The 26,549-nt window shown below is 72.8% G+C and carries 21 protein-coding genes; 3 read left to right on the top strand and 18 right to left on the bottom strand.

The annotated features are described in order from the left end of the window. Positions 1-19 precede the first annotated feature (19 nt). Entirely contained in the window at positions 20-976 is a 957-nt protein-coding gene (locus AB0J40_RS34365) for a DJ-1/PfpI family protein (protein WP_364461585.1), read from the top strand. Here the strand turns inward: AB0J40_RS34365 and AB0J40_RS34360 are convergent. Then, entirely contained in the window at positions 943-1,545 is a 603-nt protein-coding gene (locus AB0J40_RS34360; RefSeq protein ID WP_364461582.1) for a TetR/AcrR family transcriptional regulator, read from the bottom strand. The two genes, AB0J40_RS34365 and AB0J40_RS34360, sit on opposite strands and share 34 nt — an antisense overlap. 56 nt (positions 1,546-1,601) lie before the next feature. Between AB0J40_RS34360 and AB0J40_RS34355 the strand changes: the two genes are divergently transcribed. Then, a complete protein-coding gene (locus AB0J40_RS34355; RefSeq protein WP_364461579.1) occupies positions 1,602-2,453 on the top strand; it encodes an SDR family NAD(P)-dependent oxidoreductase in 852 nt (283 codons plus the stop codon). Between the two features lie 23 nt (positions 2,454-2,476). On the opposite strand, the gene AB0J40_RS34350 is transcribed toward AB0J40_RS34355, so the two are convergent. The 16 genes from AB0J40_RS34350 to AB0J40_RS34275 form a co-directional block, all read right to left on the bottom strand. Beyond that, a complete protein-coding gene (locus AB0J40_RS34350) occupies positions 2,477-4,624 on the bottom strand; it encodes a DUF6351 family protein (RefSeq protein ID WP_364461576.1) in 2,148 nt (715 codons plus the stop codon). A 97-nt stretch (positions 4,625-4,721) separates the two neighbouring features. Further along, entirely contained in the window at positions 4,722-5,966 is a 1,245-nt protein-coding gene (locus AB0J40_RS34345) for a hypothetical protein (RefSeq protein ID WP_364461573.1), read from the bottom strand. Further along, positions 5,963-6,736 carry an ATP-binding cassette domain-containing protein gene (locus AB0J40_RS34340; protein ID WP_364461570.1) on the bottom strand — a complete coding sequence of 258 codons (774 nt, stop codon included), beginning with the start codon at positions 6,734-6,736 and terminating at the stop codon, positions 5,963-5,965. Before AB0J40_RS34340 ends, AB0J40_RS34345 begins: the two co-directional genes overlap by 4 nt. Beyond that, positions 6,736-7,782, bottom strand: a complete 1,047-nt coding sequence (locus AB0J40_RS34335) for a sugar ABC transporter substrate-binding protein (RefSeq protein WP_364461568.1) — start codon at positions 7,780-7,782, stop codon at positions 6,736-6,738. Before AB0J40_RS34335 ends, AB0J40_RS34340 begins: the two co-directional genes overlap by 1 nt. 22 nt (positions 7,783-7,804) lie before the next feature. Then, positions 7,805-8,407, bottom strand: coding sequence for a histidine phosphatase family protein (locus tag AB0J40_RS34330; protein ID WP_364461566.1), 603 nt, complete (start codon positions 8,405-8,407; stop codon positions 7,805-7,807). Next, positions 8,404-9,411, bottom strand: a complete 1,008-nt coding sequence (locus AB0J40_RS34325) for a 2-hydroxyacid dehydrogenase (protein WP_364461563.1) — start codon at positions 9,409-9,411, stop codon at positions 8,404-8,406. Before AB0J40_RS34325 ends, AB0J40_RS34330 begins: the two co-directional genes overlap by 4 nt. Before the next feature lie 2 nt (positions 9,412-9,413). Beyond that, positions 9,414-10,853, bottom strand: a complete 1,440-nt coding sequence (locus AB0J40_RS34320) for an FGGY family carbohydrate kinase (RefSeq protein WP_364461560.1) — start codon at positions 10,851-10,853, stop codon at positions 9,414-9,416. Further along, complete coding sequence (locus tag AB0J40_RS34315) at positions 10,850-12,295, bottom strand: FGGY family carbohydrate kinase (RefSeq protein WP_364461558.1); 1,446 nt, start codon at positions 12,293-12,295, stop codon at positions 10,850-10,852. The genes AB0J40_RS34320 and AB0J40_RS34315 overlap by 4 nt, the downstream gene beginning before the upstream one ends. A 116-nt stretch (positions 12,296-12,411) precedes the next feature. Beyond that, a complete protein-coding gene (locus AB0J40_RS34310) occupies positions 12,412-13,197 on the bottom strand; it encodes a DeoR/GlpR family DNA-binding transcription regulator (RefSeq protein WP_364461555.1) in 786 nt (261 codons plus the stop codon). 26 nt (positions 13,198-13,223) lie between these two features. Next, positions 13,224-15,935 carry a glycoside hydrolase family 78 protein gene (locus AB0J40_RS34305; protein WP_364461552.1) on the bottom strand — a complete coding sequence of 904 codons (2,712 nt, stop codon included), beginning with the start codon at positions 15,933-15,935 and terminating at the stop codon, positions 13,224-13,226. Beyond that, positions 15,932-19,483 (bottom strand): hypothetical protein, encoded by a 3,552-nt coding sequence (locus tag AB0J40_RS34300; RefSeq protein ID WP_364461550.1) that lies wholly within the window; start codon positions 19,481-19,483, stop codon positions 15,932-15,934. The genes AB0J40_RS34305 and AB0J40_RS34300 overlap by 4 nt, the downstream gene beginning before the upstream one ends. Further along, entirely contained in the window at positions 19,480-20,769 is a 1,290-nt protein-coding gene (locus AB0J40_RS34295) for an MFS transporter (protein WP_364461547.1), read from the bottom strand. The genes AB0J40_RS34300 and AB0J40_RS34295 overlap by 4 nt, the downstream gene beginning before the upstream one ends. A 43-nt stretch (positions 20,770-20,812) precedes the next feature. Next, positions 20,813-22,384, bottom strand: coding sequence for an alkaline phosphatase D family protein (locus AB0J40_RS34290; protein ID WP_364461721.1), 1,572 nt, complete (start codon positions 22,382-22,384; stop codon positions 20,813-20,815). Between the two features lie 178 nt (positions 22,385-22,562). Next, the gene (locus tag AB0J40_RS34285) at positions 22,563-23,354 is read right to left on the bottom strand and encodes a DeoR/GlpR family DNA-binding transcription regulator (RefSeq protein WP_364461544.1); all 792 of its coding nucleotides are present in this window, start codon (positions 23,352-23,354) and stop codon (positions 22,563-22,565) included. Positions 23,355-23,482: 128 nt separating this feature from the next. Then, positions 23,483-24,235 carry an alpha/beta fold hydrolase gene (locus AB0J40_RS34280; protein WP_364461541.1) on the bottom strand — a complete coding sequence of 251 codons (753 nt, stop codon included), beginning with the start codon at positions 24,233-24,235 and terminating at the stop codon, positions 23,483-23,485. Beyond that, positions 24,232-24,603, bottom strand: a complete 372-nt coding sequence (locus tag AB0J40_RS34275) for a DUF1330 domain-containing protein (protein ID WP_364461538.1) — start codon at positions 24,601-24,603, stop codon at positions 24,232-24,234. Before AB0J40_RS34275 ends, AB0J40_RS34280 begins: the two co-directional genes overlap by 4 nt. Before the next feature lie 80 nt (positions 24,604-24,683). Here AB0J40_RS34275 and AB0J40_RS34270 point away from each other — a divergent pair, with 80 nt between their 5' ends. Then, positions 24,684-25,289, top strand: coding sequence for a TetR/AcrR family transcriptional regulator (locus AB0J40_RS34270; RefSeq protein ID WP_364461535.1), 606 nt, complete (start codon positions 24,684-24,686; stop codon positions 25,287-25,289). A gap of 33 nt (positions 25,290-25,322) precedes the next feature. Here the strand turns inward: AB0J40_RS34270 and AB0J40_RS34265 are convergent, their stop codons facing one another. Beyond that, positions 25,323-26,531 carry an Ig-like domain-containing protein gene (locus AB0J40_RS34265; RefSeq protein WP_364461718.1) on the bottom strand — a complete coding sequence of 403 codons (1,209 nt, stop codon included), beginning with the start codon at positions 26,529-26,531 and terminating at the stop codon, positions 25,323-25,325. Between the last annotated feature and the right edge of the window lie 18 nt (positions 26,532-26,549).

Genomic DNA, 26,549 nt, shown 5'->3' with positions numbered 1-26,549 from the left:
GGCGTGCTAACAATGAACGATGCCTGCTCATCGCGTCGCGTTCCTCGTCTACGACGGGGTGACGTTGCTGGACCTCGCGGGACCCGCGGAGGTGTTCAAGGAGGCCAACCGGTTCGGTGCCGGCTACCGGATCGCGCTGCTGTCGCCGACCGGTGCGGACGTCACGTCGAGCCTCGGCGTCCGGATCGCGGTCGACGGTGCCGTCGCCGCGCGGCCCGCGCACGACACGTTCCTGGTGGCCGGATCCGACATCTACCCGCGCACGCGCGTTCCCGGTGACCTGGCGGACGCCGCGCGGATCCCGGCCGCGGCGGCCGGCCGGGTCGCGTCGATCTGCACCGGGGCGTTCGTCCTGGCCGCCGCGGGGCTGCTCGACGGCAAGCGCGCGACCACGCACTGGCAGGTGGCGCACGAGCTCGCCGCCCGGTGCCCGACCTGCCGCGTCGAGCCCGACGCGATCTACGTCCGCGACGGCACCACCTACACCTCGGCGGGAGTGACGGCCGGCATCGACCTCGCGCTCGCGCTGGTCGAAGAGGACCACGGGCCCGACCTGGCGCGCGACGTCGCCCGCGCCCTGGTGGTGTACATGCAGCGGGCGGGCGGGCAGTCGCAGTTTTCGGCGCCGCTGCGGGGATCCGCGCCCCGCTCGCCGGCGCTGCGCACGATCACCGACCGGGTGACGGCGGACCCGGGCGGGGACCACTCACCCGGCGAGCTCGCCAAGCACCTCAACGTGAGCACGCGGCACCTCACCCGGCTCTTCCACGACGAGCTGTCCACGACACCGGCCCGCTACGTCGAGAGCATCCGGTTCGACCTGGCCAGGGCGCTGCTCGACCAGGGGCACACCGCGACGCAGGCCGCGGCCCTCGCCGGGTTCCCCGGCTACGAAAGCCTGCGCCGGGTCTTCGCCCGGAAGCTGTCGATCAGCCCCGCCGCCTACCGGCGCCGGTTCGGCACGGCCCGCCGCTGACCGGCGAGCACCACGTCGACCAGCGAGTCGGCGGTGGCCCTGAGCCGCTCCGGGTCCTGGTAAACGCGTTCCATCACGACGATGCCCCGGGTCATGGTGACCAGCACCCGCGCCGCCTCGGCCGCGGGGAGGGCGAGCCGGTCCTCTTCGGACTCGAGCCGGTCCCGGACGAGCCCCTCCAGACCGTCGAGCAGGCCCCGCAACGCGGCCTGGATCCGCTCGCCCTCGGCCCGGGAGTCGATCGCCGTCTTGGTCGTCAGGCACCCGCGGTGCGGTTCGCCGGTGGTCATGGACGTGATGGTGAAGCCGAAGAAGTCCCGCAGGGCGCGGTCGACGCCGGGATGGGCGAGCACGCGGGCCGCCTCGGCGAGGAAGTCGCGGGCGTAGTCCTCGAACACCTGCAGGAACAGGGTTTCCTTGTCCTGGTAGGCGTTGTAGAGCGAACCGCGCAGGACGCCCGAGGCGTTCGCGATGTCCTGGATGGACGTCGCGCCGTACCCCTTCGCCCAGAAGATGTCCCTCGCCAGCTCGAGGGTGCGCCGCTCGTCGAACTGCCGCTTGCCCGCCACGGTCCCAGCATAGCCCATCTTTGACAGGGTCATCAAAGATGAGTTACGTTCCATTCATGACAGCTGTGTCAAAGATGAGCCCTCCCCCGCTCGACCTGCGGGAACGCCGCACCCTGATCACCGGGGCCGGCAGCGGCATCGGCCGCGCCCTGGCCCTGGAACTGGCGTCCCGGCGGGGCGCGCTGGCACTCGCCGGACGCCGGGCCGGGCCGCTGGCCGAAACGGCGGCGCTGGTCGCCGAGCGCGGCGGCACCGCGCACCCGATCACCGCCGACCTCACCGCCGACGGCGAGCCGGACCGCGTGGTCGCGGAAGCGGCCGAAGCGCTTGGCGGGCTCGACGTCCTGATCAACAACGCGGGCAACGTCCGGGCGGCGCCCCTCGAGGACATCGACGTGGCGGACATCCGGGCCATGGTCGCCCTGAACCTGCTGGCCCCCGTCCTCACGACCCGGGCGGCACTGCCGCACCTCCGTGCCGCGGGCGCGGCGCACGGAAACGCCGCCCTGGTCGGGATCTCCTCGGCCGCGGGCCTGGTCGGCACGCCGTTCTACGCGACGTACGCGGCCACCAAGGCCGGTCTCATGCGCTTCGGCGAAGCCCTGCGACGCGAGCTGCACGGCAGTGGCATCCACGTCGCCTCGGTCTACCCCGGCCCGGTCGACACGCCGATGATGACGACGACCCGGGCGGGCGCGGACCTGGGGTACGGGCTGCGGCCCGTCGGCGAAGTGGTCGCGGAGATCGTGGCCGCGCTCGAGGAACGCCGGATCGACATCGACACCCAGCACGCCGACCGCCGCGCGATGCAGGAGCTGAACGCCCGCGACCCGCTCGCGGTCGACGCCGCACTCGCCCCGAAGCTGGCCGAACTCCGAGCGGCGGTCAGCACCCACCGGAGCATCTGACCGCCGCGTTCAGCGCCAGCGCGTCACCGCGGCTTCGTCGGCGGGGTGGTGCCGGTCCGTTCGTCGCCGTAGCTCAGCCACGTTCCGATCGGGGCGCGCTGCCCGACGCCGGGACGGCGGTAGTCGCACACGCCGCCGGGGAACGTCTCCCGCAGCCGCTTCCGGTCCGCCGCGGTGAAGGTGACCGGGTAGTCGCGGAAGTCCAGCGGCTTCAACCGGCACTTCAGCACGTCGAGGGCCAGGTCCTCCCCCGCGACCAGCCGGGTGTCGGCCGCCACCGGGTACTGCGCGCCGCACTGGCCGCTCGCCGGGTACGTCAGCTTCTCGGTGATCCGGGACGCCGCCGAGAGGTAGCACCCGTCGCCGAGGTCGGCCGGCCGGTTCGCCAGCACCTTCTGCCGGTGGCTGCGGGGCGAGCCGTCGGCCTCGATCGCGGTCAGCCAGCGGTCCATCGCGTCGAGCTCGTAGGCACTGGCCGCCGCCGCTTCGGCCGCGGTGGGGTGGTTTTCGATGATGACCTGGTTGGCCGCGGTGCCGTTGGCCCGCAGCAGCCGTTGCCGCATCACGTAGGACCACTCGGTGGTGTGGATGTCGTTGCCGAACCCGGCGAAGTCGAGGTCGGTCCGCTGGTCGATGATCGGCGTTTCCCGCAACCCCTGCGACGCGGAGTTCACGATGTCCTCGGCGTACACCGTCTCCAGCGCCTTCGGATCGGCCTCGATCCGTTGCGGCACGGGTGTTCCGGTGTAGTCGAGGCCGCCGATGGCGGCGTTGAGGTCCGCGAACTGCGCCGCGGTGATCGTCCCGGCCTTCAGCGCGGCCAGGCCGTACTGCACGCCCGTGGTGTCCAGCGGACTGCGCACGAACCCGGTCCTGGGGTCCCGGCCGAGCTGGTTGACCAGCTGCTCGTTGGAGTTGCACTTCACCCCGCGCGGGTTGGTGACCGGGTCCCACCGCGCCGCGACCGGGATGGCCGCGTTGCAGCTGCCGGTCGCGGTGGCCCGGCTGGCGAAGGTCTTGTCCCAGGAGACGCAGGTGTCGTAGCTGCCGAAGCCCGCGACGGCCTGCTTCTGCGCCGCGGTGAACGACGCACCCAGTCCGGCGAAGTACCGCTCCAGCAAGCGGCAGTCCGACACCGGGCCGCCCGTGCTCAGCGGGTCCGGGAACGAGACGCCGGGGATGATGCCGTCGACGATGCCGGGGTAGTTCTCCGCGATGTCGTACTGCTGGATCGCCCCGCCCGAGCCACCCCAGCCGATGGTGTGGGTCACCGGGCCGTAGGTCTCGACGAAGTGCTCCTTGACCATCATCGCCGCCTCGGCCGAGATGATCGGGCTGCAGTTGGTGTCGAGCACGTTCAGGCTCGAGGACGCGACCGCGTACCCCCGGGACAGGAACAGGTCGTTGACGACGCCGCCGGTCGAGGTGCCCTGGTGGTAGCCGGCGTTGCAGCCGCCGCCGAAGGTGTAGACCAGCTTCCCGTTCCACCCTGCCTCCGGCGCCAGGGGCGACGGCGCGCCGTCGTAGAGCGCCGCCAGCTCGTAGACGGCGCGGTCGATCGTGCCGCGCTCGACGCGGACCACGTAAGGCACCGCGCGCCCGCCGACCGTGGCCGTCGCGAGGTCCGCGGGCCGGGCCGCCGGGTCCGCCAGCGGCGCGAACGCCCCGGCGGTGGTCCGGTACTGGTAGCTGACCTGCGTCGGCGCGCTGCAGAGCGGCTGCTGCGCCGCGGGCAGGCCGAACGCCTGGGTTTCGCAGTAGAACGGAAGCTGCTGCGAGCCGGAGAAGACGGGCCCGGTGATCGGGTGGTTGGTGACGCGCAGGTTCGCCCGCTGGTCCGGGCCGCGTCCGCTCGTCTTGGCACTCACGTCGTTGACGCCGTTCCGCAGGCCGGTCACCAGACCCAGCAGGCTGCCGTCCGGCTGCTCGCGGAAGCTCGAGGTCACATCGTGGCCGTTGGCGCTGACGGCGACCGGCGTTTTCGCCGGCGGGACGACCCTGACGAGGACCTGTCCCCCGCTGACGAGCGCCGGCCGCGGGTTCGACACGGTCTCGACCGTGAGCCGCCGCCCTGGCGGAGTGCCGGGAGCGGCCGTCGCGGTGGCGGTCCCCAGCAGGACCGGGGTCATCGCCACCACCACGACGACCGAGCGCAAAGTACGGTTCGCCACCAGCCACTCCGCTCGCTTTGGGGCATCGCGTCTTCGCGACACCGGGCAGCTGCCGGTATAGCACCTGCGACCCGGCCGGATCAAAGGTCCGGCGCCGCTAGGCGCGACCGTGCGCCGCTCGGGACCGGCGGGCCACCGAGTCCAGCGCGACCGCCAACGCCAGGACCAGCCCCGTCACCATGAACCGGAACGACGAGTCCAGGTCGAGCAGGGTCAGGCCGCTCGAGATGGACTGGATCACCAGGACGCCCAGCAGGGCCGAGAAAGCGCTGCCCCGGCCGCCGAACAGGCTGGTGCCGCCGATGACCGCCGCCGCGATCGCGTTGAGGTTGACGTCGCCCGCGCCGCTCGCCTGGTTGGCCGCCGCGAGCCGGGCCGCCGCGATCAGGCCGCCCAGCGCCGCCAGTGAACTGCACAGCATGAACACGCTGACGTACCTGCGTTTCACGTTGATGCCGGCCCGGCGGGCGGCCTCGACGTTGCCGCCGATCGCGAACACCGCCCGGCCCCACGCCGTGCGGGTCAGCACGTAGTGCAGGACCAGCACCAGTCCCACGAAGCAGACGAACAGCCAGCCCACGCCGCGCGCCTGGTTCAGGTACCACACCGCGAAGCCGAGCCCCAGCAACACGGCCACGCTCCGGGCCAGCAGCAAGGGCGTCGACCGCCCGGACAGCCCGGCCGCGCGGCGGGCCCGGGCCAGCGAGTACCCGGTGAGGAACATCGCCGCCGCGGCGACGGCGACCAGCACGTACGACAGCCACGCCGGCACGAAGTCGAGCTGGGCGAAGTGCACCAGCCCGGAGTCGAACGGCAGGTTGATGGCGCCCTTGCTGCCGAGCAGCCACAGCTGCAGCCCGAGGAACCCGAGCAGCCCGGCGAGGGTCGCGACGAAGCTGGGCACCCCGAGCCGGGTGACCAGCTGTGCGTAGACCCAGCCGATCAGCGCGCCGGCCGCGATCGCGGCCAGGATCGACAGCCAGCCGGGCCACCCGCCGCTCACGAACGTGACCGCGGTGAGCGCGGCGGACAGCCCGCTGACCGAACCGACCGAGAGATCGATCTGCCCGACGAGCAGCACGCAGACGATGCCGAGCGCGATGATGCCGACCGAGACGCTCTCCATCAGCAGGTTCACCAGGTTGGCGCTCGACAGGAAGACCGGGTTGAGGAGCTGGAAGACGGTCCAGATCACCACCAGCCCGACGACGATCGGCAGCGCGCCGAGGTCCCCGGACCGGATCCGGTCGGCGATGGCGCCGAGCGCGGGCTTGAGCCCTTCACCGTGGCGCAGCCGCTCGTCGAGGAGGTCCAGCGCGGGGGCGGCCTTCGTCCGCGTCATCGGTTGTTCCTTTCGCGTTCCCGGCGCGTCGCGACGTTGTCCGCCGCGCCCGTGATCGCGGCCACCAGGTCCTCTGTGGACACTTCGGCCGCGTCGAAGACGCCGTTGTTGCGGCCGAGGCGCAGGACCACGACGCGATCGGCGACCGCGCGGACGTCCTCCATGTTGTGGCTGATCATGAGCACGCCGAGGCCGCGTTCCCGCAGCCGCTCGATCAGGTTCAGCACCTCGGCCGTCTGCTCGACGCCGAGTGCGGCCGTCGGCTCGTCCAGGATGATGATCTTCGGGTCGCCCAGCAGCGAACGGGCGATCGCGACCGTCTGGCGCTGCCCGCCGGACAGGGACGCGACCGGGATCCGCACCGTCGGGATCTTCGCCGACAGCTGCCGCAGCAGCTCCCACGACCGGGTCTCCATGGCGACCTCGTCCAGCCGGCTCCGGCGGATCTCCCGGCCGAGGAACAGGTTCTCGACCACGTTGAGGTTCTCGCACAGCGCGAGGTCCTGGAACACCGTGGCGATGCCGAGCGCGTGCGCGGCCGCCGGGCTGTCGATCGTCGCCGCGCGGCCGGCGAAGGTGATCGTGCCCGTGTCCGGGCGGTGCACGCCGGCCAGCACCTTGACCAAAGTGGACTTGCCGGCGCCGTTGTCGCCCACGATCGCGACCACCTGACCGGCGGACACGTCGAGGTCGACGTCGGTCAGCGCGGCGACCGCGCCGAAGTTCTTGCTGATCCCGCGCAGCGACAGGACCGCGGTATCGGTCTTCATCACGCGATCCCGTGCTGCTTGCACGCCGCCGCGTACTCGCCGGTGCACACCTCGGACGGCTTGATCTGGTCGGACTTGGCCAGCACGCCGGGAAGGTTGGCCAGCGTCACCACCGTCGGGTCGAACAGCTGCGACGGGGTGTCGAACAGCGTCGTCCTGCCGGCCGGCTTCTCCCCCTTCACGAACTGGTAGGCGACCTCGGCCGCGGCCTCCGCGACGATCTTGATGGGCTTGGAGATCGTGTTGTACTGCAGGCCGGCCACGATCCGCTGGGCGGCCGCGACCTCGAAGTCGTTGCCGGTCACCGGCGGCACCGGCGTGACCCCGGCGGCCTTGAACGCCGCGATCGCGCCACCGCCGGTGCCGTCGTTGGCGGCCACCACACCCGCGATGCGGCCGCCGAACCGGGTGATCTGGCCGGACACCCAGTCCTGGGCCTTGGCCGGCTGCCAGTCCGGCGTGTCGTACTCGGCGAGCAGCTCGAAGCCGCTGGTGTCGACCGCCGAGTGGATGCCCTTCTTGATCAGCCCCGCGGCCGCGTCGGTCGGCGATCCGTTGACTTCGAGGATGCCGCCCGTCGCCCCGGTTTCCTTCAGGTGCTTGACCAGGTCCTCACCGATGGACTTGCCGATCTTCTCGTTGTCGAAGGAGATGTAGTAGTCGGCCGGGGTCCCCGGGATGGGCCGGTCGTAGGCGATGACGGGCACGCCCTGGGACCGCGCGGTGTTGACGATGCTCGCGGCGGCCGTCGAGTCGACCGGGTCGATCACGATCGCCTTGACGCCCTGCGCGAGAGCCGAGTTCGCCTGCTGCTGCTGGCGGGACGCGTCGGCGTTCGCGTTCTGGTAGAGCACCTCGCAGTCCGCGCACAACTGCTTCACCTTCGCCTTGAACAGCGGGCTGTCGTACAGCTCGTACCGCGTCGAGGCGATGTCCGGCATGAGAAACGCGATCTTGGCGTTGCCCGTGCCGCCACCGCCCGTGCCGGCCGAGCACGCGGACACGACCAGCGCGAGAGTTGCGACGAGAACGGCGAGTCGACGCATGGCGATTCCTTTCGAGTACGCGTCAGTGCGCACGGTTGAGCGAGACGAGGGCGGCCGGCCCGGCCGGGTCGGCGGGCAACCGGATCTCGGTGAGCGCGACGTTGTCCAGCGCCGGGAAGATCCGCCGGTAGTGCTTGAGCGGCAGGCCGAGGAGCACGCAGAGCGTGACCCGCAGGAGCGTGCTGTGGGCGACGACGAGCACGGTGCCGCGGTGCTGCCCGTCGAGTTCGCGCAGCGCCGCGGCGCCCCGGGCGGCGGCGTCGGCCAGTGGTTCGGCGCCGGGGAAGGCGTTGGCCTCGGGGTCGTCGCGGAAGCGCCGGACCGCCTCGGGGTCCATCTCGGCGAGCGTGTGGGTCTCCAGCTCGCCGAAATCGACCTCGCGCAGGCCGTCCCGCAGTTCCAGCGGCACGCCCAGCGCTTCGGCGGCGGGCGTCGCCGTGGCGACGGCCCGCCGCTGCGGCGAGCTGACGACCGTGTCGACCCCCACCGACACGGTCGTCTCGGCGAGCCGCGCGGCCTGCCGCCGCCCGCGATCGGTCAGCGCCGGATCGCTGCGCCCGCCGGCGTAGCGGTTTTCCGCGTGCCACACCGTCTCGCCGTGCCGGGCGAGCAGCAGCCGGGTCATGTCCGCACCACCTCCGGGTTCGCGCAGTGCAGCGGCGGCTCGCCCGCCAGCCACCGGGCCGCTTCGACGCCCACCATCCGGGCCGCGCGTGCGGCCACCGCCCGGCTCGCGCCCGCGAGGTGGGGCGTCATGACCACGTTCGGCGCGCTCCGCAGCGGGTGGTCGGCCGGCAACGGCTCCTGGTCGTAGACGTCGAGCGCGGCGGCGAAGAGGTGGCCGCCCGTCAGCGCTTTCGCCAGGGCGTCGTAGTCCAGCAGTCCACCCCGCGCGCAGTTCACCAGCACCGACCCCGGCGGCATCAGCGCCAGCTCGCGCTCGCCGATCATCCCGCGGGTGTCCGCGGTCAGCCGGGCGTGGAGCGAAACGACCGCGGACCGGGACAGCAGTTCGTCGAGCGGGACCGACTCGACGTCCGCGTAGGGATCCGAGATCAGGACGGTCGCGCCCATCGCCTCGAGCACGGCCGCCACCCGGCTGCCGATCGCGCCCGCGCCGACCAGGCCGACGGTGCTGCCCGCGATTTCCAGGCCCGTCTCCGCGTAGGCGTACATGCCGCTCTCCCACCGGCCCGCCACGACACTGTTGTGCGCCAAGGGAATCCGGCGCATCGCGGCCAGCATCACGGCGATCGTGTGTTCGGCGGTGGACTCCGCGTTGCGCCCCGGCGCGAACGTCACCGCCACCCCGTGCGCGGTGGCCTCGGCGAGGTTCGCGTTCACCGGCCCGCCGCGGGACACCGCGAACAGCTCCAGGTCCGGAGACGCCTCGAGCACGCGGCGGGTCAGCGGCGCCATCTGCGTCAGGCACACCCGGACGCCGCGCAGCGCCTCGATCAGCTCGGACTCCACATCGGACGCTTCGTCGACTTCCGCGACCTTGCCGAACGGCACGTGCGGCCACGGGAGTTCCAGGGTTCGCACGTCCCACGCGCCGGGTGCCAGTTCGGCCGCCAGCAGCCGGTTCAGCACGAACCGGTCGCCGGCCAGGAGAATCGGTTCCGCCACAGTCATTCCTTCCACCAGCCGCGGTCGGCGAGCGCCGCGACGAACGCGTGGTAAGCGGGCGTCAGCTCGTCGTGCCGCTTCCTGTCCGGTTCGAGTGTGCGGCGCACCCGCACTAGGCGCTTCGCCGCGGCGGGGATGTCGCCGGACAGCGCGCCCGCCGCCAGCACGGCCATGCCCAGCGCGGGTTCCGGGTTCACCGGCAGCCGCACGGGCACGCCGAGCACGTCGCACCGCAGCTGGTTCCACCATTCGTTGCGGGCCCCACCGCCGGTGAACGTCACCGGGCCGCCGACGTCCGCGCCGGCCGACGCGAGCAGCTCGAACGACAGCCGCTCCAGGTGTGCGACGCCGGTGCACACCGCGGCGAACACCCGCGCCGGGTCGCCGGACACCGCCAAGGGACCGTCGCCGAGAAAGCCGCGCGCTTCCGGCGCCACGAAAGGGAAGCGCTCACCGGGCCCGGCCAGGGGGTAGCACAGCGGCACATCGCGGACCCGGGCGGCGGCGGCCGTCAGCCCGGCGAGGTCGGCATCCGGGAACAGCACCCTGATCGCGCCCGCGCCCGTGCTGGACGCGCCGCCCGGCAGCCACAGGTCCCCGTGCGGCGCGCGGTGCGAGTACACCGCGCCGGTCGGGTCGTGCGGCAGCGTCGTGCTGACCCCCTTGAGCGCCAGCGTGGTGCCGAGCACCGAGTTCCACTCGCCGACGTCGAGCGCGCCGGCGGCGAGCTGCGCCGCGCAGCCGTCGGTCATGCCCGCGACCACCGGGGTGCCCGCCGGGATCCCGGTCGAGGACGCGGCGTCCGCGCACACCTCGCCGAGCACCGTCCCCGGCCGCACCACCGCCGGCAGCACCTCGTCCGGGATGTCCAAAGCGGACAGGATGTCCGCCGGCCACCGGTCGCCGATGAGGTCGTACCCGGTCTTGAGCGCGTGGCCGGCGTCGCTCGCGACCGGGTGCCCGACGAGCGCGGCGGCCACCACGTCCGGCTGGTGCGCGAGCCGCACGTCCGGGCCGAGCAGCCCTTCCTGCCGCCACCACAACAGCTTCGGCAGTGCCCACGCCGGCTGCATCCGGTACCCGAGCCTGCTCCACAGCACTTCGCCGGCTTCTTGGGCGGCCACGGCGAACGCGCCGGCCCGGGTGTCGTCGTACATGAGGCCGGGGGTGCGCGGCGCACCGTCGGGTCCGGTGAGCAGCACGGTGCCCGAGGTGGCGCAGACGGCGACCGCACCGACCTCACGACCGCCCAGGTCCAGCGCCGAAAGCGCTTCCGCGGTCCGGGCCCACCAGTCGCCGGGGTCCTGCTCGTGCCGGTTCCCGGACCGGCTGCCGCGCAGCGGACGGCGAGCGGACGCGACGGTCTCCCCCGCGCTGTCGACCGCCAGTGCGCGGACGCTCTGCGTGCCGAGGTCGACGCCGATCCACACCGGTTCGCTCATCGCCAGCGATCCCATCGGGTCGCCGCCAGCGCGCGGGTTTCCAGGAACTCCGCGTGCGCCTGCTCGTACACCTCGCGCGTGGCGGCTTCCGGTTCGTAGCGGGCCGCGGGGCGGACCAGCGCGCTCGCCGCGGCCGCCAGGTCCGGGTAGTCGCCGAGGGCCGTCAGCGCGAACACCTGCGCGCCCTTCGCCCCGACCTGGGAGTCCTCTGTGGACACCGCGGGCACGCCGGTGATGTCGGCGATCAACCGGCACCACAGGGGGCTCGCCGCGCCACCGCCGCACAGTCCCAGCTCGACCGGCCGGCCCGGCGCCGCGTCGAGGCAGTCGCGGATGACGTGGGCGAGGCCCTCCAGGACCGCGCGGGCGAGGTGCGTGCGGCCGTGGCCGAACAACACGCCGCCGACGAACCCGCTCGCCGCCGGGTCGAGGAACGGCGCCCGCTCCCCCGCCGGCGACAGGTACGGCCAGACGCGCAGCCCGTCCGCGCCGGGCGGGGCCTGCGCGGCCAGCGTGGTCACCTCGTCGTGGTCGGCGAGCCCCAGCAGGTCGACGAGCCAGTCGACGACGCCGGTGCCGGCGAGCGTGGGGAACGACCGCATGAGCAGGCCGGGCGTGCCGAAGTCCAGCGTCAGGCCGGACGGCTCGCCCGTCGTGTCCGGCGCCGCCACCAGCATTTCCGTGCACAGTGTCGTGCCGAGGATGCAGGTCGCCCGGCCGACGGCCGTGGCGCCGGCGCCGAACGCGGTCGTCACGATGTCGTACGGGGCGAGGACGACCGGCGTGCCGGCCGGCAGGCCCAGCTCGGTCGCGGTGAGCGGCTGGACCTGCTCGGTGAGCAGGGGCGGCAGCACCGCCGGGTCGATGCCGTACAGGTCCGTGAGCTCGGTGGAGTAGGTGCCCCGGTGGATGTCGAGCCAGGGCGCGGACGCCTCGGACTTCTCGATGCCGAGGACACCGGTCAGCTTGAAGAACAGCCAGCCGCCGCAGGTCAGGACGGTGCCGGGTTCGTCGTGGTTCAGGGACCGGAGGATCGCGTTGGGCAGGCCGGCGTTGGTGAGCGAGCCGTTGATCCGGTACGCGCGCTCGAGGGTCCCGTCGGCGCGCCAGTCCCGGACGACGCCGGTGGCCCGGCCGTCGTTCCACAGGACCGCGGGTCCGGCCGGCCGGCCGTCGGGGCCGACGAGCCAGGCGCCGTCGCCCTGCGCGGTGACCGCGAGCAGCCGCACCGGGCGCGCGACCCGCGCGACCGCCTCGCCGACGGTCGCGACGACCGCGTCCCACACCTCGAGCATGTCCTGCTCGCAGCGTTCCCGGCTCGGGTGGCGCACGGTGGTGTCCCGCCGGGTGACCGCGAGTTCGCGGCCGTCCATGTCGAACACCACGGTCTTGATGACGGTCGTGCCGGCGTCGACGCAGATAGCGACTTCGTTGGCTGCCACGGCGACATTAGAAACGCCTCGCCCGCAACTTCGCAACTCTTAACATTGATCTTGATTCGGCAGCTCATTTTCCTGGCCCGGAACGATTCAGGAGCTGCCGAACTTCACACAAGTTCTCAAGCGCGGTCGATCGTGGCGCCCCGCGCCCGCTCCCGCCGGACCACCTGCTCCGGGGTCGCGTCGTCCACGACCACCCGGTGCAGGTCGGCCAGCCGGACCAGCCGGTGCAGCGCGCGCCGGTCGAACTTGGTGTGGTCGATGAGCGCCACGCTGCGGGCGGCGGACGCGATCAGCGCCCGGCGGGTGATCACCGTGTCGAGCGACTGGATGTAGCAGACGCCGTCGGACACCGCGGTCGTCGAGAGGAACAGCAGGTCGTAGCGCAGGCCGGCGGCGGCGTCCGCGGTGGCCTGGCCGAGGAACGAGTCGTAGGCGGCGTCGTACCGGCCGCCGAGCCCGATCAGCTCGATGCCCGGCTGGGCGGCGAGGGCCCGGATCACCGGCTGGAAGTGCGTGACGACGGTGAGCGGCGCCTTCTCGGGCAGCAGCCGGGCGAGCACGAGCGACGTCGTGCTGTCGTCGAGGGCGATGACCTGGCCGGGCCGGACCTCGGTGCGCACGGCCTCCCGCGCGATGGCCAGTTTCGCCTCGACCTGCGCCTGCATGCGGTGTTCGAGGTCGCCGTGGAACGTGGTGGTCGGCGCGCTGGTCGCGCCCCCGCGCACCTTGTGCAGGAAACCGAGCCGCTCCAGCTCGTCGAGGTCGCGGTGGACGGTCATGATGCTCACGCCGTAGTGCTCGGCCAGCGTGTCGACCCGCACGAACCCGGCCTCGGCGACCTGCCGCCGCATCGCGCCACGCCGAAGCTCGGGGTTGCGCCGTGCGCCATCAGGAATGTTCACACCGCCCAGCATGCACCACCCCTGGCTCACTCCAGGAGTTTTTCCAGCGCCCGCGTGGCGGCCGCGGCGGCCGACAGCGTCTTCATGGCCAGCGCACCGGCCAGTTCGGCCGCCGGCCGGTCGAGGTGGCGCCCGGCCCGCGCGGCGGCGTCCGCCGCGTCGTCGGCGATCCCGTGCGAGACCAGCAAAGCCACCGCGTCCGCCCACTTCGGGGAGCCGATGAGGTCACGCACGGTCCGCACGGGCGGCTGGGCGAGACACGGGTCGGGCACCGTCCAGCTGTGCCTGCCGTGCCGGACTTCGACGAGCGCTTGCCCCTGGACGTGCACCTTCGCCGTCACCCCGGGCGGGACCACGACGTCCAAAGTGAACTGCCCGTCGTGCCGCCGCCAGGACACCGAGGCCTCGCCGTAGGGCGTCACGTGCCGGGCCGAAGCGTGCGTGAGCGCGGCGTCCGGGATCGGGCGCACGGTCAGTTCGCGGTACCCCGGCGCCGACGGCGCCAGCCCGGCCACCGTGCGGTGCAGCCAGTCGGCCACCGCGCCCAGGGCGTAGTGGTTGAACGACGTCATCTCGCCCGGGTTGATCGTGCCGTCCGGGAGCATGCTGTCCCAGCGCTCCCAGACCGTCGTCGCCCCCATCGTCACCGGGTACAGCCACGACGGGCACCCACGCTCCAGCAGCAGCCGGTACGCCAGCTCCGGGTAGCCGGCGTTCGTCAGCGCGTCGGTGATCAGCGGAGTGCCGACGAAGCCGGTGGCGATGCGGAAACCGTTGACGCGCACCAGGTCGGCCAACCGCCGGCCGGCCACGGACCGCTGCTCCGGCGTCGGCAGCAGTGCCCACTCGATGGCCTGCGCGTAGCCGGTCGGCGCGTCCGAGAGCACCCGGCCCGAGCCCGTCACGTACTCCCGCGCGAACGCCGCCCGCGTCCGTTCGGCCAGCTCGCGGTACGCCGAACCGTCCCGGCCCAGCACGTCCGCGGCGGCGGCCACGAGCTCCGCGGACCGCGCGAGGTACGCCGTCGCGACCACGTCCGGGTCGGCCTTCGCGGCGAACGGGTTGTCCGGGGGCGCGGCCGGGTCGAGCCAGTCGCCGAACTGGAACCCGCCGGCCCAGACGCCGTCCGTGGTCAGCGAAGCGATCTTGTCGACCCACCCGCGCATGCTGGCGAACTGCCGGTCCAGCACCTCCGCATCGCCGAACCGCTGGTAGAGCACCCACGGCACGACGACCGCCGCGTCGCCCCACGCGGTCGCCGCCGGGTCGTCGCCGGGCAGCACGTCCGGGACCACGAACGGAACGGCGCCGTCCGGGCGCTGGTCGGCGGCGAGGTCGGCCAGCCACGAGCGCAGGAACCCGGCGCTGTCGTAGAGAAAGCTCGCGGTCGGCGAGAAGACCTGGATGTCGCCGGTCCAGCCGAGCCGCTCGTCGCGCTGCGGGCAGTCGGTCGGCACGTCGAGGAAGTTGCCGCGCATGCCCCACACGACGTTCTCGTGGAACTTCTCCAGGTCCGGGTCCGAGCAGGCGAACCAGCCGGTGCGCCGCAGATCGCTGTGCACCACCACGGCCTCGAGGTCGGCGGCCCGCAGATCGTCCACTCCGGACACTTCGGCGTACCGGAAGCCGTGGAACGTCAGGCTCGGCTCCAGCACGGTCTCCCCCGAGCCGGGCAGGACGTAGGTGTCGGTCGCCTTCGCCGACCGCAGCGGGCGCACGCCCAGCTCGCCGTGCTCCAGCACTTCGGCGTGCCGCACGGTGACTTCCCGCGCGCCGCGCACGCGCAGCCGCACCCAGCCGACGACGTTCTGCCCGAAGTCGGCAAGTGTCCTGCCCGACGGCGACGACCAGACCCGCACCGCCGGCACCACCTCGGTCACCCGCACCGGCGGGCCCTCCGGGGCGACCAGGCGGCCGAAGTCCGCGGCCACCACCTCCACCTCGTCCACAGTGGACGGATCGGCCGTCAGATCCGTGTGCTGCCCGTCGTAGAGGTCGTCGGCGACGATCCGGCTCTCGCGGGCCGACCACCGCTCGTCGGTGCCGACGACCTCGGTCGAGCCGTCGGCGTAGGCGACCTCCAGCTGCGCCAGCAGCGCGAGCCGGTCGCCGTAGAGCGCGCGCCGGCCGGTCCAGCCGAGCCGGCCGCGGTACCAGCCGTTGCCGAGCAGCACTTCCAGGTCGTTGGTCCCCTCGCGCAGCAGCGACGTCACGTCGTGGGTCCGGTAGCGCAGCCGGTGCGCATAGCTCGTCCACCCGGGAGCCAGGACCTCGTCGCCGACGCGGGTGCCGTTGATCGTCGCGGTGTAGACGCCGTGCGCCGTCGCGTACAGCCGGGCCGAGACGATGCCGGGCCGCAGGGCGACGGACCGGGTGAGGATCGGCGCGCGCTGCCCGATGCCGCCGATCGTGCGCGGGCTGACGAACTTCGCGGACCAGTCCTCCGGGCGCAGCAGCCCGGTTTCCACCGTCGCGGGCGCCGACCACTCGCCGCCCGGCTCGACGCGCACCCGCACGGTCGCGCGGGTCCGCGACGGCAGCGGGTCGAACGGCCACGGCACCAGCACCTGCTCGGCCGAGGCGACACGGACCGTGCGCGCACCGTCCAGCTCGACCTCGTAGGCGGTCTGGCTCCAGGCGGGGTCGTCGGTGCGCACCTGCCACGACAGCCGTGGCGTGCCGGTGCCGATGCCGAGTGCGGTCTCCAGGTGCTCGAACCGGACGGCGGTGACGGTCAACGGTCGCTCTCCTTCTCGTGCTGCACCAGCCGCACCGGACCGAACAGGCCGGTGCGGACCTGTCCGGCGGCCACGGCCGACGTGGGTGACGCGTCGTCGAGGTACCCGGCGAGGGTGCCGCGGACGACGACCTCCAGTTCGTTGGCCCCCGGCCGGAGCGCGCCGGTGATCTCGGCCCGCCACGGTCCCCAGACCAGCCGGTCCACCAGGTGCCCGTTCACCACGACGTCCGCGGTGCCGCGGACCTCGCCGAGGTCGAGCACGACGCGCCCGGGCCGGGCTTCGATCGTCGTGCGGTACCGGACCAGGCCGCCCAGCGCGCGCAGTCCGAGGTCCTCCCAGCTGCGCAGTTCGACCGGCGCTTCGCCGGTCTCGACCTCGATCCCGGCATCGAGCAGGGCGCCGCCGCGGCGGCCGTCGACCGCGCGGAACCGCAGCCGGACCGGGGTTCCCGCCGGCAGCGGCTCGGGAAAGCGGACACGCTGGTCGACCGGTTCGAGATCGCTCTCTCCCACCCGCACGACCACCTCGAGGCCGGTCGGGATCCGCAGCGCCACCGCGCCGAGCGGGGCCGGGAAGGTCAGCGTCTCCGTGCGCTCGCCGGCCGGTTCGACGTCGGGGATGACGGGCACGACGACGTCGCCGGGAGCCGCCGCGGGTTCGAGCCAGTGCGCACCGGGCAGCGGGTGCGGCCGCGGGTACAGGCACAGGAAGCGCGGGTCGCGCTTGTGCGTACGGCGTACCTCGCCCCAGTCCGGGCCGCTGACCAGCCGCGGATCGGCCGAGTCGACGGCCACCGGTCCGGACGTGACGAGCGTGAGCGTGTTCTCGCCCGGCCGAAGGTGTTCACGCAGGTCATAGGGATGGATGCGGATCTCGCGGAAGCCCGGGTAGGGGTTGAAGTCGCCCTGGCGGCCCACCTCGGTGCCGTTCACCAGCACCCGGCAGGCCTCCTCGCCGGCGACCTGCACGATCGCCTCGCCGGGCAGCTCGCCGACGTCGAAGGTGCGGCTGATCTCGCCGCCGGCGAGCCATTCCGGCCGGCGGTAGGCCGCCGGGTCGGCGACGACGGCGAACGACGCCCGCAGCGGGCCGTCCTGCTCGGCGGTGAACTCGATCTCCACGCGTACCGTCCGGCCGGCCGGGAGCGGGCTGAACGACTGGTACCCGGGGCCGTCGACGGGAAGTTCCGCGCCGTCGACGACCACTCGCCGTGCCGCGCTCGCCCCCACCGCGAGGAACAACCCGGCACGATCGGGCAACGGCAGGTGTGTCCGGACCGCGACCGTCTCCCCCGCCCGGACGTGCCGCCAGTCGAGGAACTCCTCGGGCACGTACCCCTTGGGGCCCAGCGTTTCCCCGTGGCCCGGGTCGTCCCGGATGCCGCGGGACAACGACCAGGTGGCGGGCCGCCACCCGGTCGCGTCCCGGACCTCCGCGAACACGCCGTACCCGGCCAGTGCGTCCCCGAACCGCCAGACTTCGAGCGGCAGTACCCCGGTGCGGGCCGGGTCGGCGAGGTCGCCGTGCCGGTTGTCCAGTGTGGACTCGGCGACCGCGCGCCAGCCGTCGACGGCGACCTCGCCGACGACGGGCCCGGGCGGCGTGCGGGTGGGCTCGGGCAGGTCGTCGCCGAAGACGAGCAGCGTGACGGGACCGTCGGTGAAGGCGACTTCCACTTCGCCGGCCACGACGGGGACGTCCGTGCGGTCCCCGGTGCGCGGGTCCCACCGCTGGGCCCGCCCGGTGACCCCGCGGACGCGGGCGACCCGGTCGCCGGGCGGCACGAACTCGTACCCGGTCCCGTGCAGCTGCCGCCAGTACTCGTCCCACGGGAATCCCTTGTCCGTCCAGGCCTCCCGGTCGAGGTCGACGATCGGCGCGCGGGTGCCGGTGCGCTCGTCGTGCGCGGTGAGCAGCAGGACGTGCCGGTCGCCGTGGCGGCGCAGCAGGAACGGGACGTCGGCGGTGATCCGGGGGCGCGGGAGCAGCGCGGGCACGTCGTCCGGCGCCGCGACCGCGATCGCGCCTTCGACGGCCGCGCCGCCGACGCGGACCACTGTCCCACCGGCGGCGGCGAACTCGGCGAGCCGGGCCGCCGCCGCGGGGAGCAGCACCTCGACCTCGGGCAGGACCACCGCGCGGTAGGTCTCCGCGCCGATCCGCAGTCCCTCGGCGGTCACGGTTCCCGACGCGACGGTGGCCTCGTCGAGCGCGTCGTGGTCGATCCCGGCCCGCTCCAGCACGCCGCGTTCCTCGGCGAACCACGTCCCGACGCCGTTGAGCGCGTGGAAGGCGGCGGCCGCGCGCTCGGCCGGGGGCAAGGGACCGTCCGGCGTCAGGTAGGCCTGTGCGGTGCTGGTCGGCGACAGCAGCACGACGTCGCATTCGTGCGTGCCGGTGCCGAGCACCGAGCACAACCGGCTCACCGCGCCGGAAAACCGGTGGTAGGACGGCCAGTACGGCTGGCGCCAGCACGTCGACGGCGGCGCCCACTCCCACCACCCGCCCGCGGTCGAGTAGTAGACCGCGTGGGGGTCGTAGAGCGTGGCGCCGCGGCGCAGGAACGGCGCCAGCCAGTCGTAGGTCTCCTCGAGCGTGCCGCCCCAGCCGGAGGAGTGGAACGCCTCGATCCAGGTGCGCGGGTGCCCGTGCGCGTGGGCGAGCGAGCTGTGCACCTTCGCGTCACCCCAGTGGTCGCTGCCCGGCGCGCCGTAGCCCGAGTGCGTGCCGAGGTAGTCGCCGTAGGTCCGCACCCCGCCGACCGGGTCGCCCTCGCGGGCCGGGCTGGCCTGGTCGAACCCGCAGATCAGCCCGCGCTCGGCGAACCACCCGGCCAGGGGGTCGAAGAACGCGCGGCGGGCGAGCCGGGCCCGGTGGGCCTGGTAGTCCCGGCGGACGCGGGCGGACCCGGCGTCGGCACCCTCGTAGAGCGCGGACAGCCGCGGGGTCAGGTCATAGCCGTAGTGCGCGGCGAAGGTGTCGGCGAAGTCGGGCCCCCACGTCGGCAGCGGCGGCAGCTCGTCCTGGAAGAACCCGGGGATCACGGTCCCGAACCAGCGGCCGACGTGCCGTTCCAGCTCACCGTGCACCTGGTCGAGCAGGGCCGCGCAGGCCGCTTCGCCGAAGTAGTCGAAGCCGCTGACGCGGTACCCGACCGTGCCGTCGGGTTCGCGGTGCAGGGCCAGCCCGGCGAACTCCGGGCGGGCCGCGGTGAGGCGGCCCTGGAAGTTCGCCCCGGAGAACCCGATCTGGTCGTACATCCACAGCCGGAAGCCCAGCTCGGCGGCGTCCGCGCACGCGCCGTCCAGCAGCTCGATCCACTGTGGACTCAGGAACGGCGGGTCGTCGGCCACCGAGCCGAACATCGGCCCGGTGGGCGCCAGGCACATCACCACGGCCTGCCGGACGCCCTGGGACACCAGCTGTTCCAGCTGCCACCGCAGCCGGTCCGCCGTGACCCGGCCGCCGCTCCACCACCAGATCGGCAGCGGGGAGAACTCGGGACCGGGCTCGGCGAACCGGGTCAGCAGCTCGTCGGAGCTCATGCGGACGTGCGCTCGGCTTCGATCTGTTCCAGCGACTTGCCCGAGGTGTCGGGCATGAAGAAGAACCCGGTCGCGCCGCTGATCACCAGGAACAGCGTGAGCAGGCCGCCGGCGAGGGTGAACCCGCCGCTGGCCAGCGTCGGCAGGAAGAAGCTCCACACGCCCAGCAGCGTCCGCGCGACGCCGAAGGTGAAGCCCTGCGCCGTGCCGCGCAGCATCGTCGGGAACAGCTCCTGGCTCCACACCTTGTAGAACGCCTCGCCGGCGAGCGAGCAGCCGACCCCGAACAGCACGATGTTCGCGATGATCACCGGGATGGTGAACGGCAGCACGACGTAGATGCCGTAGGCCACCACCTGCATCACCGCGCCGACGCCCCACATCCATTTGCGCGTGCGGTGGCTGCGGTCGGCGAACTTCATGAACACCAGCGTCGTCACGCCGATGCCGATCACGAACCCGGCGCAGGACAGGGCGACGCCGGCCGCCTGGCTGCCCGCGTTGAGGGTCTTGATGACGTACGGCGTGAAGATGCCGCCGGTGCCCGCCGCGATGTTCCAGAACACGTAGACGATCGCGGTGAACAACAGGGCTTTGAGGTGGGCACCGGAGAACAGTGCCTTCAGCTGGTACTTCACGTCCTTTGTGGACGAAGCCGAGGTCCACCGCGCCGACTCGGACAGCCCGCGCCGCAGCGCCCACGTCACCAGCGCGACGACGAACAGGTGCAGGAACACGATCCGCGCGCCCAGCAGGTCCAGCGGCGTGAGCGCCAGCGACAGCAGCAGCACGACCACCGGGCCCAGGTTCCACGCGACCTGCGTGAAGCCCACGAGTTTGCCGCGTGCCTTGGCCGGCGAGAACTCGCCGACCAGCGCCAGTGACGTCGGCACGTCCGCGCCCACCGCGACGCCCACGACGAAGGTGCCGATGAACAGCATCGGCGCGTTGACCGCCAGCGCGATGCAGAGGATGCCGGCCGCGTAGACGAGCAGGTCGTACTTGTAGATCCGTTTCCGGCCCAGCTTGTCGCCGAGCCGCCCGCCGGCGAACGCCCCGATGGCGCAGCCGATCGCGTTGGGGCCGATCGCGGCGAGCGCGCCCACCGCGCCGTCCGACAGGCCCAGGTGGCTCTGGAACAGCGCCAGCCCGGCGCCGAGGGCGACGATCGATCCGGCGTCCAGGTAGGAGGCCATGCCCGCGAGCACGGACCACCGCCACTGTTGCCGGCTGATCGTGCCGCCGTCCTCGACGGAGCGGGTGCCGATCGCTTCACCGGATGTCATGGGAGCTCCTCGTCGTCGTTGACGCAGGTGGTTTTGAAACGTATCAAGCAGGCTGCACGCCGGGGACCCGGTCCTCGACCACGAAGCTCGCGCGGGTGGAGACCGGCGCTCCGGGCGTCTGCACGTACGGCAGCACCCGGAAATCGCTCCGCCAGCGCTGCCGGTTCACGTTCACCCGCACGTAGCCGCGCTGCGTGTTGATGAACTTCAGGTGCGGGTTGGCGGCGAGGAACCCCTGCGCCTCGGGGGTGGTGTCCGCGCCGTCGCCGCCGCTGGTGATCGACGTCCCGACGAACTCCGACGCCACCGTCGGGGACGCCGGGTCGGCGTAGTCGCGCTTCAGGTCCCACGCGTAGTTCTGGTGCCGGTCGCCCGTGATGACCACCAGGTTGCGCACCCCGCGGTCCTGGACCGCCGCCAGGAGCCGGTTCCGGTCGGCGACGTAGCCGTCCCAGGGGTCGTACCAGACGTCGAGCGCGGGACCGGGATCCCGGTCCGTCTGGCCGATCGGGGCCTGGTTGCCCAGGATCTGCCACCGCGCCTTCGAGCGGGAGAAGCCGTCGAACAGCCAGTTCCGCTGCCGCGCGCCGAGGATCGTCCGGTTCTCGTCGAAGCGCTCGGTGCAGTTCGTGCCGTTGCCGTCGCCGCAGGGCTGGTCGTCGCGGTACTGGCGGGTGTCGACCATCGTGAGGTCCGCGAGGCGGCCGTAGTTCAGCCTGCGGTAGATGTGGATGTCCGGGCCGTCGGGCGTCTGCGCGCGCCGCAGCGGCAGGTTTTCGTACATGGCCTGGAACGCCGCCGCCCGGCGTTGCCGGAAGACCGCCGGGTCCTGGTCCGGTTCGGTGTCGACCTTCGAGATGTCGCCGGCCCAGTTGTCCTCCACCTCGTGGTCGTCGAAGGTGGTGATGAACGGGTGGGCCGCGTGGGCGTTCCGCAGCGGCGCCTCGGTCTTGTACAGCGAGTACTGCAGCCGGTAGCGCGCGAGGTCCATCGCCTCGGTGTGGAAACGGGGATCGGTGACCACCCCGCGCCGGTTCGTGCCCACCCCGGACTCGTAGATGTAGTCGCCCAGGTGCACGACGAAGGCCACGTCCTCGGCCGCGATGTGGTCGTAGGCGGTGAAGTAGCCGTCCTGCCACGCCTGGCACGACGCGAACGCGAAGTTCAGCTCGCGCGGGTCGGACAGCGCCGGCGGCATCGTCCGCGTGCGGCCGGCCGGCGAGATCTCCCCGCCGGTGCGGAACCGGTAGAAGTACTCGTGGTCCGGGGCCAGGCCGTGGATCTCCGGGTGCACCGAGTGGCCCAGCTCCGGGGTGGCGACCACCGAACCGCGGCGCACCACGTGCCGGAAGCGGTCGTCCAGCGCGACCTCGTACTCGACCCGCACCGGGGTGGCCGGCATGCCGCCCTTGCCGTCCACCGCGAACGGGTCGGCGGCGAGCCGCGTCCACAGCACGACACCGTCCGGTGCCGGATCGCCGGACGCGACGCCGAGCGGGAACAGGCCGCCGCCCTTGGGCGCGGCGAACGCGCCGGCGGCGTCCCAGGCACCGGTGCCCAGCAGCACCGCCGCCGCCCCGGCGCCGCCGAGCCCCAGTGCCCGGCGACGCGACATGGGTGTGGTCAAGACAGCCTCCTGTGGTCGCGGACGGACTCGAGCACGAGGACTACAGGGACGGCCGGCGTCGTGGTGAGGTCGTCGGTCATCCCGCTCCGATCACCTGTCAATGATCGGATGTGAAGTTCACACCGAAGAGTGTGATGTGGAGAGTAGAGAGCGGTATTGAAACGTGTCAAGAAGCGGGGGCGACCTCGTAGGCGACCTTGTGCTCGTCCAGCTCGCGCAGCGCCTCCGCGTCCGCGCCGTCGTCGACGATGACCCGCTCGAACACCTCCAGCGGCGCGACCCGGTGCAGCGCGACCCGGCCGAGCTTGGTGTGGTCGAGGAGCAGGACGTTCCGGCCGGCCGCGGCGAGCATGGCCCGCTTGACCGAGACGATGTGCTGTTCCTGGTGGTAGGCGAACCCGGCCGAGACCGCCGAGGTGGAGACGAAGCAGAGGTCGACCCGGAACGACTCGATCGCGTCGACGCAGGACACACCGAGGAAGGAGTCGTGGAGCGGGTCGTAGTCGCCGCCGAGGGCCATCAGGCGGATGTCGCGCTCGCGGGCCAGCAGGTTCATCGCCTCGAGGAAGTTGGTGACCACGGTGAGCGGCGTGATCCCGACGAGCCGGCGCGCGAGCGCCAGCGCGGTCGTGGAGTCGTCGAGCATGACCGCCATCCCGGGCTCGACGAGCGCGGCGGCCCGCTCGGCGATGGCGTCCTTGGCGTGGCGCATGGACTTCATGCGGTAGGCGACGTTGCTCTCGAAGACCCCGGACGGCTGCGCGGTGACCCCGCCGCGGTACTTGCGCACGATCCCCTGGCGCTCGAGCTCGTCGAGGTCGCGGTGGATGGTCATCAGGCTGACGCCGAACTGCTCCGCCAGCTCGGCGGCGCTCACCGAGCCGGCGGACAGCACGCGATCGGCGACGGCCTTCCGCCGCCGGTCCGGCCCGCGACGAGTGCTGGGGTCCTCGCTCATACGCCTCTTAACATTTCCCGTGTCAACATCACACAGCCTGTAACAACCACGCCTCCCGGTCAAGTGCCGGGCTCACCCGGGCGTCGGGTCCACAAAGGACACCGAGCGGAGACCCGCTACCGCGGCCCTCAGCCGACCGTCGCCCAGAAGCCGGCCAGCACGGCGGCGGCGCGCGCCGGGTCCTCGGTCATCCACCAGTGGCCCAAGCCCTCGAGCACCGCCACCCGGGCCCCCGCGCGGGCGGCGGCCCGGCGGCGCTGCTCCTCGGTGCCGACCACGTGGTCCGCCGTGGCCAGGATCGCCAGCCCCGGCCGGGCCGCCGCGCGCTCGAGCGCGAACCCCAGACCGGGCGCGCCCGCCTCGGCGGCCGACCGGTACAGGGTGAGCACCGCGCGGCCCATCTCCTCGCCCTGGCCCGCCGCGACGCGAGCGGCCACCTGACGGCCCATCCCCCGCTCCACGAGCACCGCCGTGCGCTGCGCCGCCGTTCCGCCGAACCGCGCCGCGACGTCGGCCTCGCCGGCACCCGGCGTCTGCCACCGGCGGGCCAGCTCGTGCCACTCGTACCCCGGGTCGTAGATCCCGAGCACGTCGCTCACCCAGCTGCGGACCAGGTCCGGCCGGCTCAGCACCACGTTCACCACGTGCCCGCCACCGAGGTCGTGGCCGACGAGGTCCACCGGCTCGCCGAACGCCGTCAGCTCCGAGACGAGCCAGTCGCGGTAGTCCGCGTGGGTGGCGCCGAACCCGGCGGGCAGCGGCGCGCCGAAGCCGGGCGGCGACAGGCAGACCACATCGGACCGGACGGCGGCCAGCTCGGCCAGCAGCGGCTCCCACACCGCCGCCGTCTCGGGGTTGCCGTGGACGAAGACCGCGGTCATCGGAGCGCGACCGGCGTGGTCGGCTGCAGGACGGACTCCACCAGCGCTTCGCTGCGCAGGTGCGAGACCGCCTGGTACTCCGGGTCGCGGAGCATGGCGGCGAACGCCCGCCGGTCCGGGTAGCGGACCAGGACCACCATGTCCCAGGCCTGCCCGGCCTCGGCGACCAGCGGGCGTCCGCCGTCGCCCAGGTACTCCACGGTCAGGCCGTAGCGGGTGTTGATCGAGCGGCCGAGGGCTTCCGCGTAGCGCCCGTAGCTCTCGCGGCCGCCGTCCGGCCGGAACCGCAGCAGGTTGAGCATCACGACCGGGCCGCCCGGGTCGTCGGCGAGCAGGGCGTCGAGTTCGCGGTCTTCGATTTCGATCATCGGGTGCCTCCACGTCGGTGTGCCCCCACCGTACACATACTTGTTGGTCGACACGCAAGTCTCTTTGCTAGGCTCGGGCCATGCCGAACCCACGCCGCACCCAACGGGAACGCCGCGACCAGGCCGAGGCGGCGTTGCTGACCGCCGCCGCCGAACTGGTCGTCGAACACGGCGTGCGCTCCCTGACGCTCGCCAGGGTCGGGGAACGCGCCGGCTACAGCCGGGGCATCGTCACCCATCACTTCGGCGCCAAGCAGGCACTGGTCGAACGGCTCGCGCGGGCCACCCAGGCGGGGTTCGTCCCCGGCCTCGAGGACCTCCCGCCCGGCCTCGACCGCCTGCTGCGCCTGATCGACGGCTACGTCGGCGAACTCGGCCGGATCGGCGTGTTCAACCGCGCTTTCCTGCTGCTGTGGGCGGAAGCGGCCACCCGGCCGGAGCTGGCGTCGATCTTCCGCGAGCGCGACGCGGCCTTCCGCGCCGACCTGCGCGAGGATGTCGAGGCGGGCATCGCCGACGGCACCATCGACCCCGGCGCCGACCCGGCCGAAGTCGCCGTCGCCGTCGTCGGCCAGCTCCGCGGGATCGCGTTGCAACGGCTGCTCGACCCGGAGGCCGTCGCCACGGCGCAGCTACGCCACACCGTCACGGACTCCTGGCGCCGGGCTCTCAGCCGTCCTCGGTGACCGCCGGCGGGTGAGGTCGCCGCCGGCAGCCCGTCAGCCGCGCAGTGCGCTGCCCGCCTGCCAGGCGCTCCAGCTGATCGCCCAATCGCCGTGGCCGTTGTTGATGGACAATTGCGGCCCGCCCGAATTCGTGATCTCGACGACGTCGCCGACGTTGAACGTGTCGAAGAACCACTTGGCGTTTTCGGTGTTCATGTTGAGGCAGCCGTTGGAGACGTTGTCCCGGCCCTGCACGCCGACCGTTTTCAGGTTCTCGTGCAGGTATTCGCCGTCGTTGGAGATCCGGACGTTCCAGTTCTCCGGTGCCTTGTAGTAGCCCGGGTCGCCCTCGCACACGCCGTAGCTGCAGGAGTCCATGATCTTGTGGTCCTCCTTCGACAGCACCGTGTGCGTGCCGGTGAAGGTCGGCGTCGGGCCGCGCGGCGGGGTGTCGGCGGTCTTGCCCATGCTGATCGGCGCGGTCTTCACCAGCTGTCCATTGTGGAACGCCTTGATCTGGTGCGTCTTGCCGTCCGCCTTGGCGACCCAGGAATCGTGCACCTGGTAGGTCGCCGAGACGTCCTGGCCGCCGTACACGCCGCCCCCGGTCGGCATGCCGAAGGTCGTGGTCTCGAGCTTCACCGTCGAGCCGGCCTGCCAGTAGTCCTTGGGCCGGAAGTGCACTTCGCGCTTGCCCACCCAGTACCAGCCGCCGTCCTGGACGGGCGAGGACGTCACCTTGAACGACTTCTCCACCGCGGCCCGGTCGACGATGTCGTGGTCGAACTTCACGCCGATGATCAGGCCGACGCCGAAATCGCCCGACGCCGGCTGGAAGAGCGCCGGAGTGGCGACCCCGGCCGGCTTGAGCGTGTGCACCTCACCGCGCTGCTCGGTCGCCGCGCCCGCCTGGTTCACCGCGGTGGCGACCACCTGGTACGTGGCGCCGTACCGGAGGTGATCGTCGCTGGTCCAGGTCGTCCGGTCCGGCGAGAGGCCGCCCTTGACGGCGTTGCCGGTCTGCGGGTTCGTGACCGTGACCGCCTGCAGCGTGCCGGCCGACGCCCTGACGACGATCGGGTCCTTCGGGTTCAGCTGGTCCCCGCCCTCGAACGCCACCGTCGCGGCCGGCACCCCGGGCGCGGCCGCCGTCCCGGTCGCCCCGGCGGCTCCGGCCGCTTGCGCCACCCCCACGGTCTCGGTCGGTCCACTGCAGGCGGCCAGCAGCAGGGCTGCCACCCCGAGCCCGGCGATACGGATCACTCTCACGACCCCTCAGAC

The sequence above is a fragment of the Amycolatopsis sp. NPDC049691 genome, from assembly GCF_040675005.1.
Lineage (GTDB): Bacteria > Actinomycetota > Actinomycetes > Mycobacteriales > Pseudonocardiaceae > Amycolatopsis.
The sequence above is the reverse complement of the archived record's forward strand: the minus strand, read 5'-3'. Positions and strand labels throughout refer to the sequence as shown.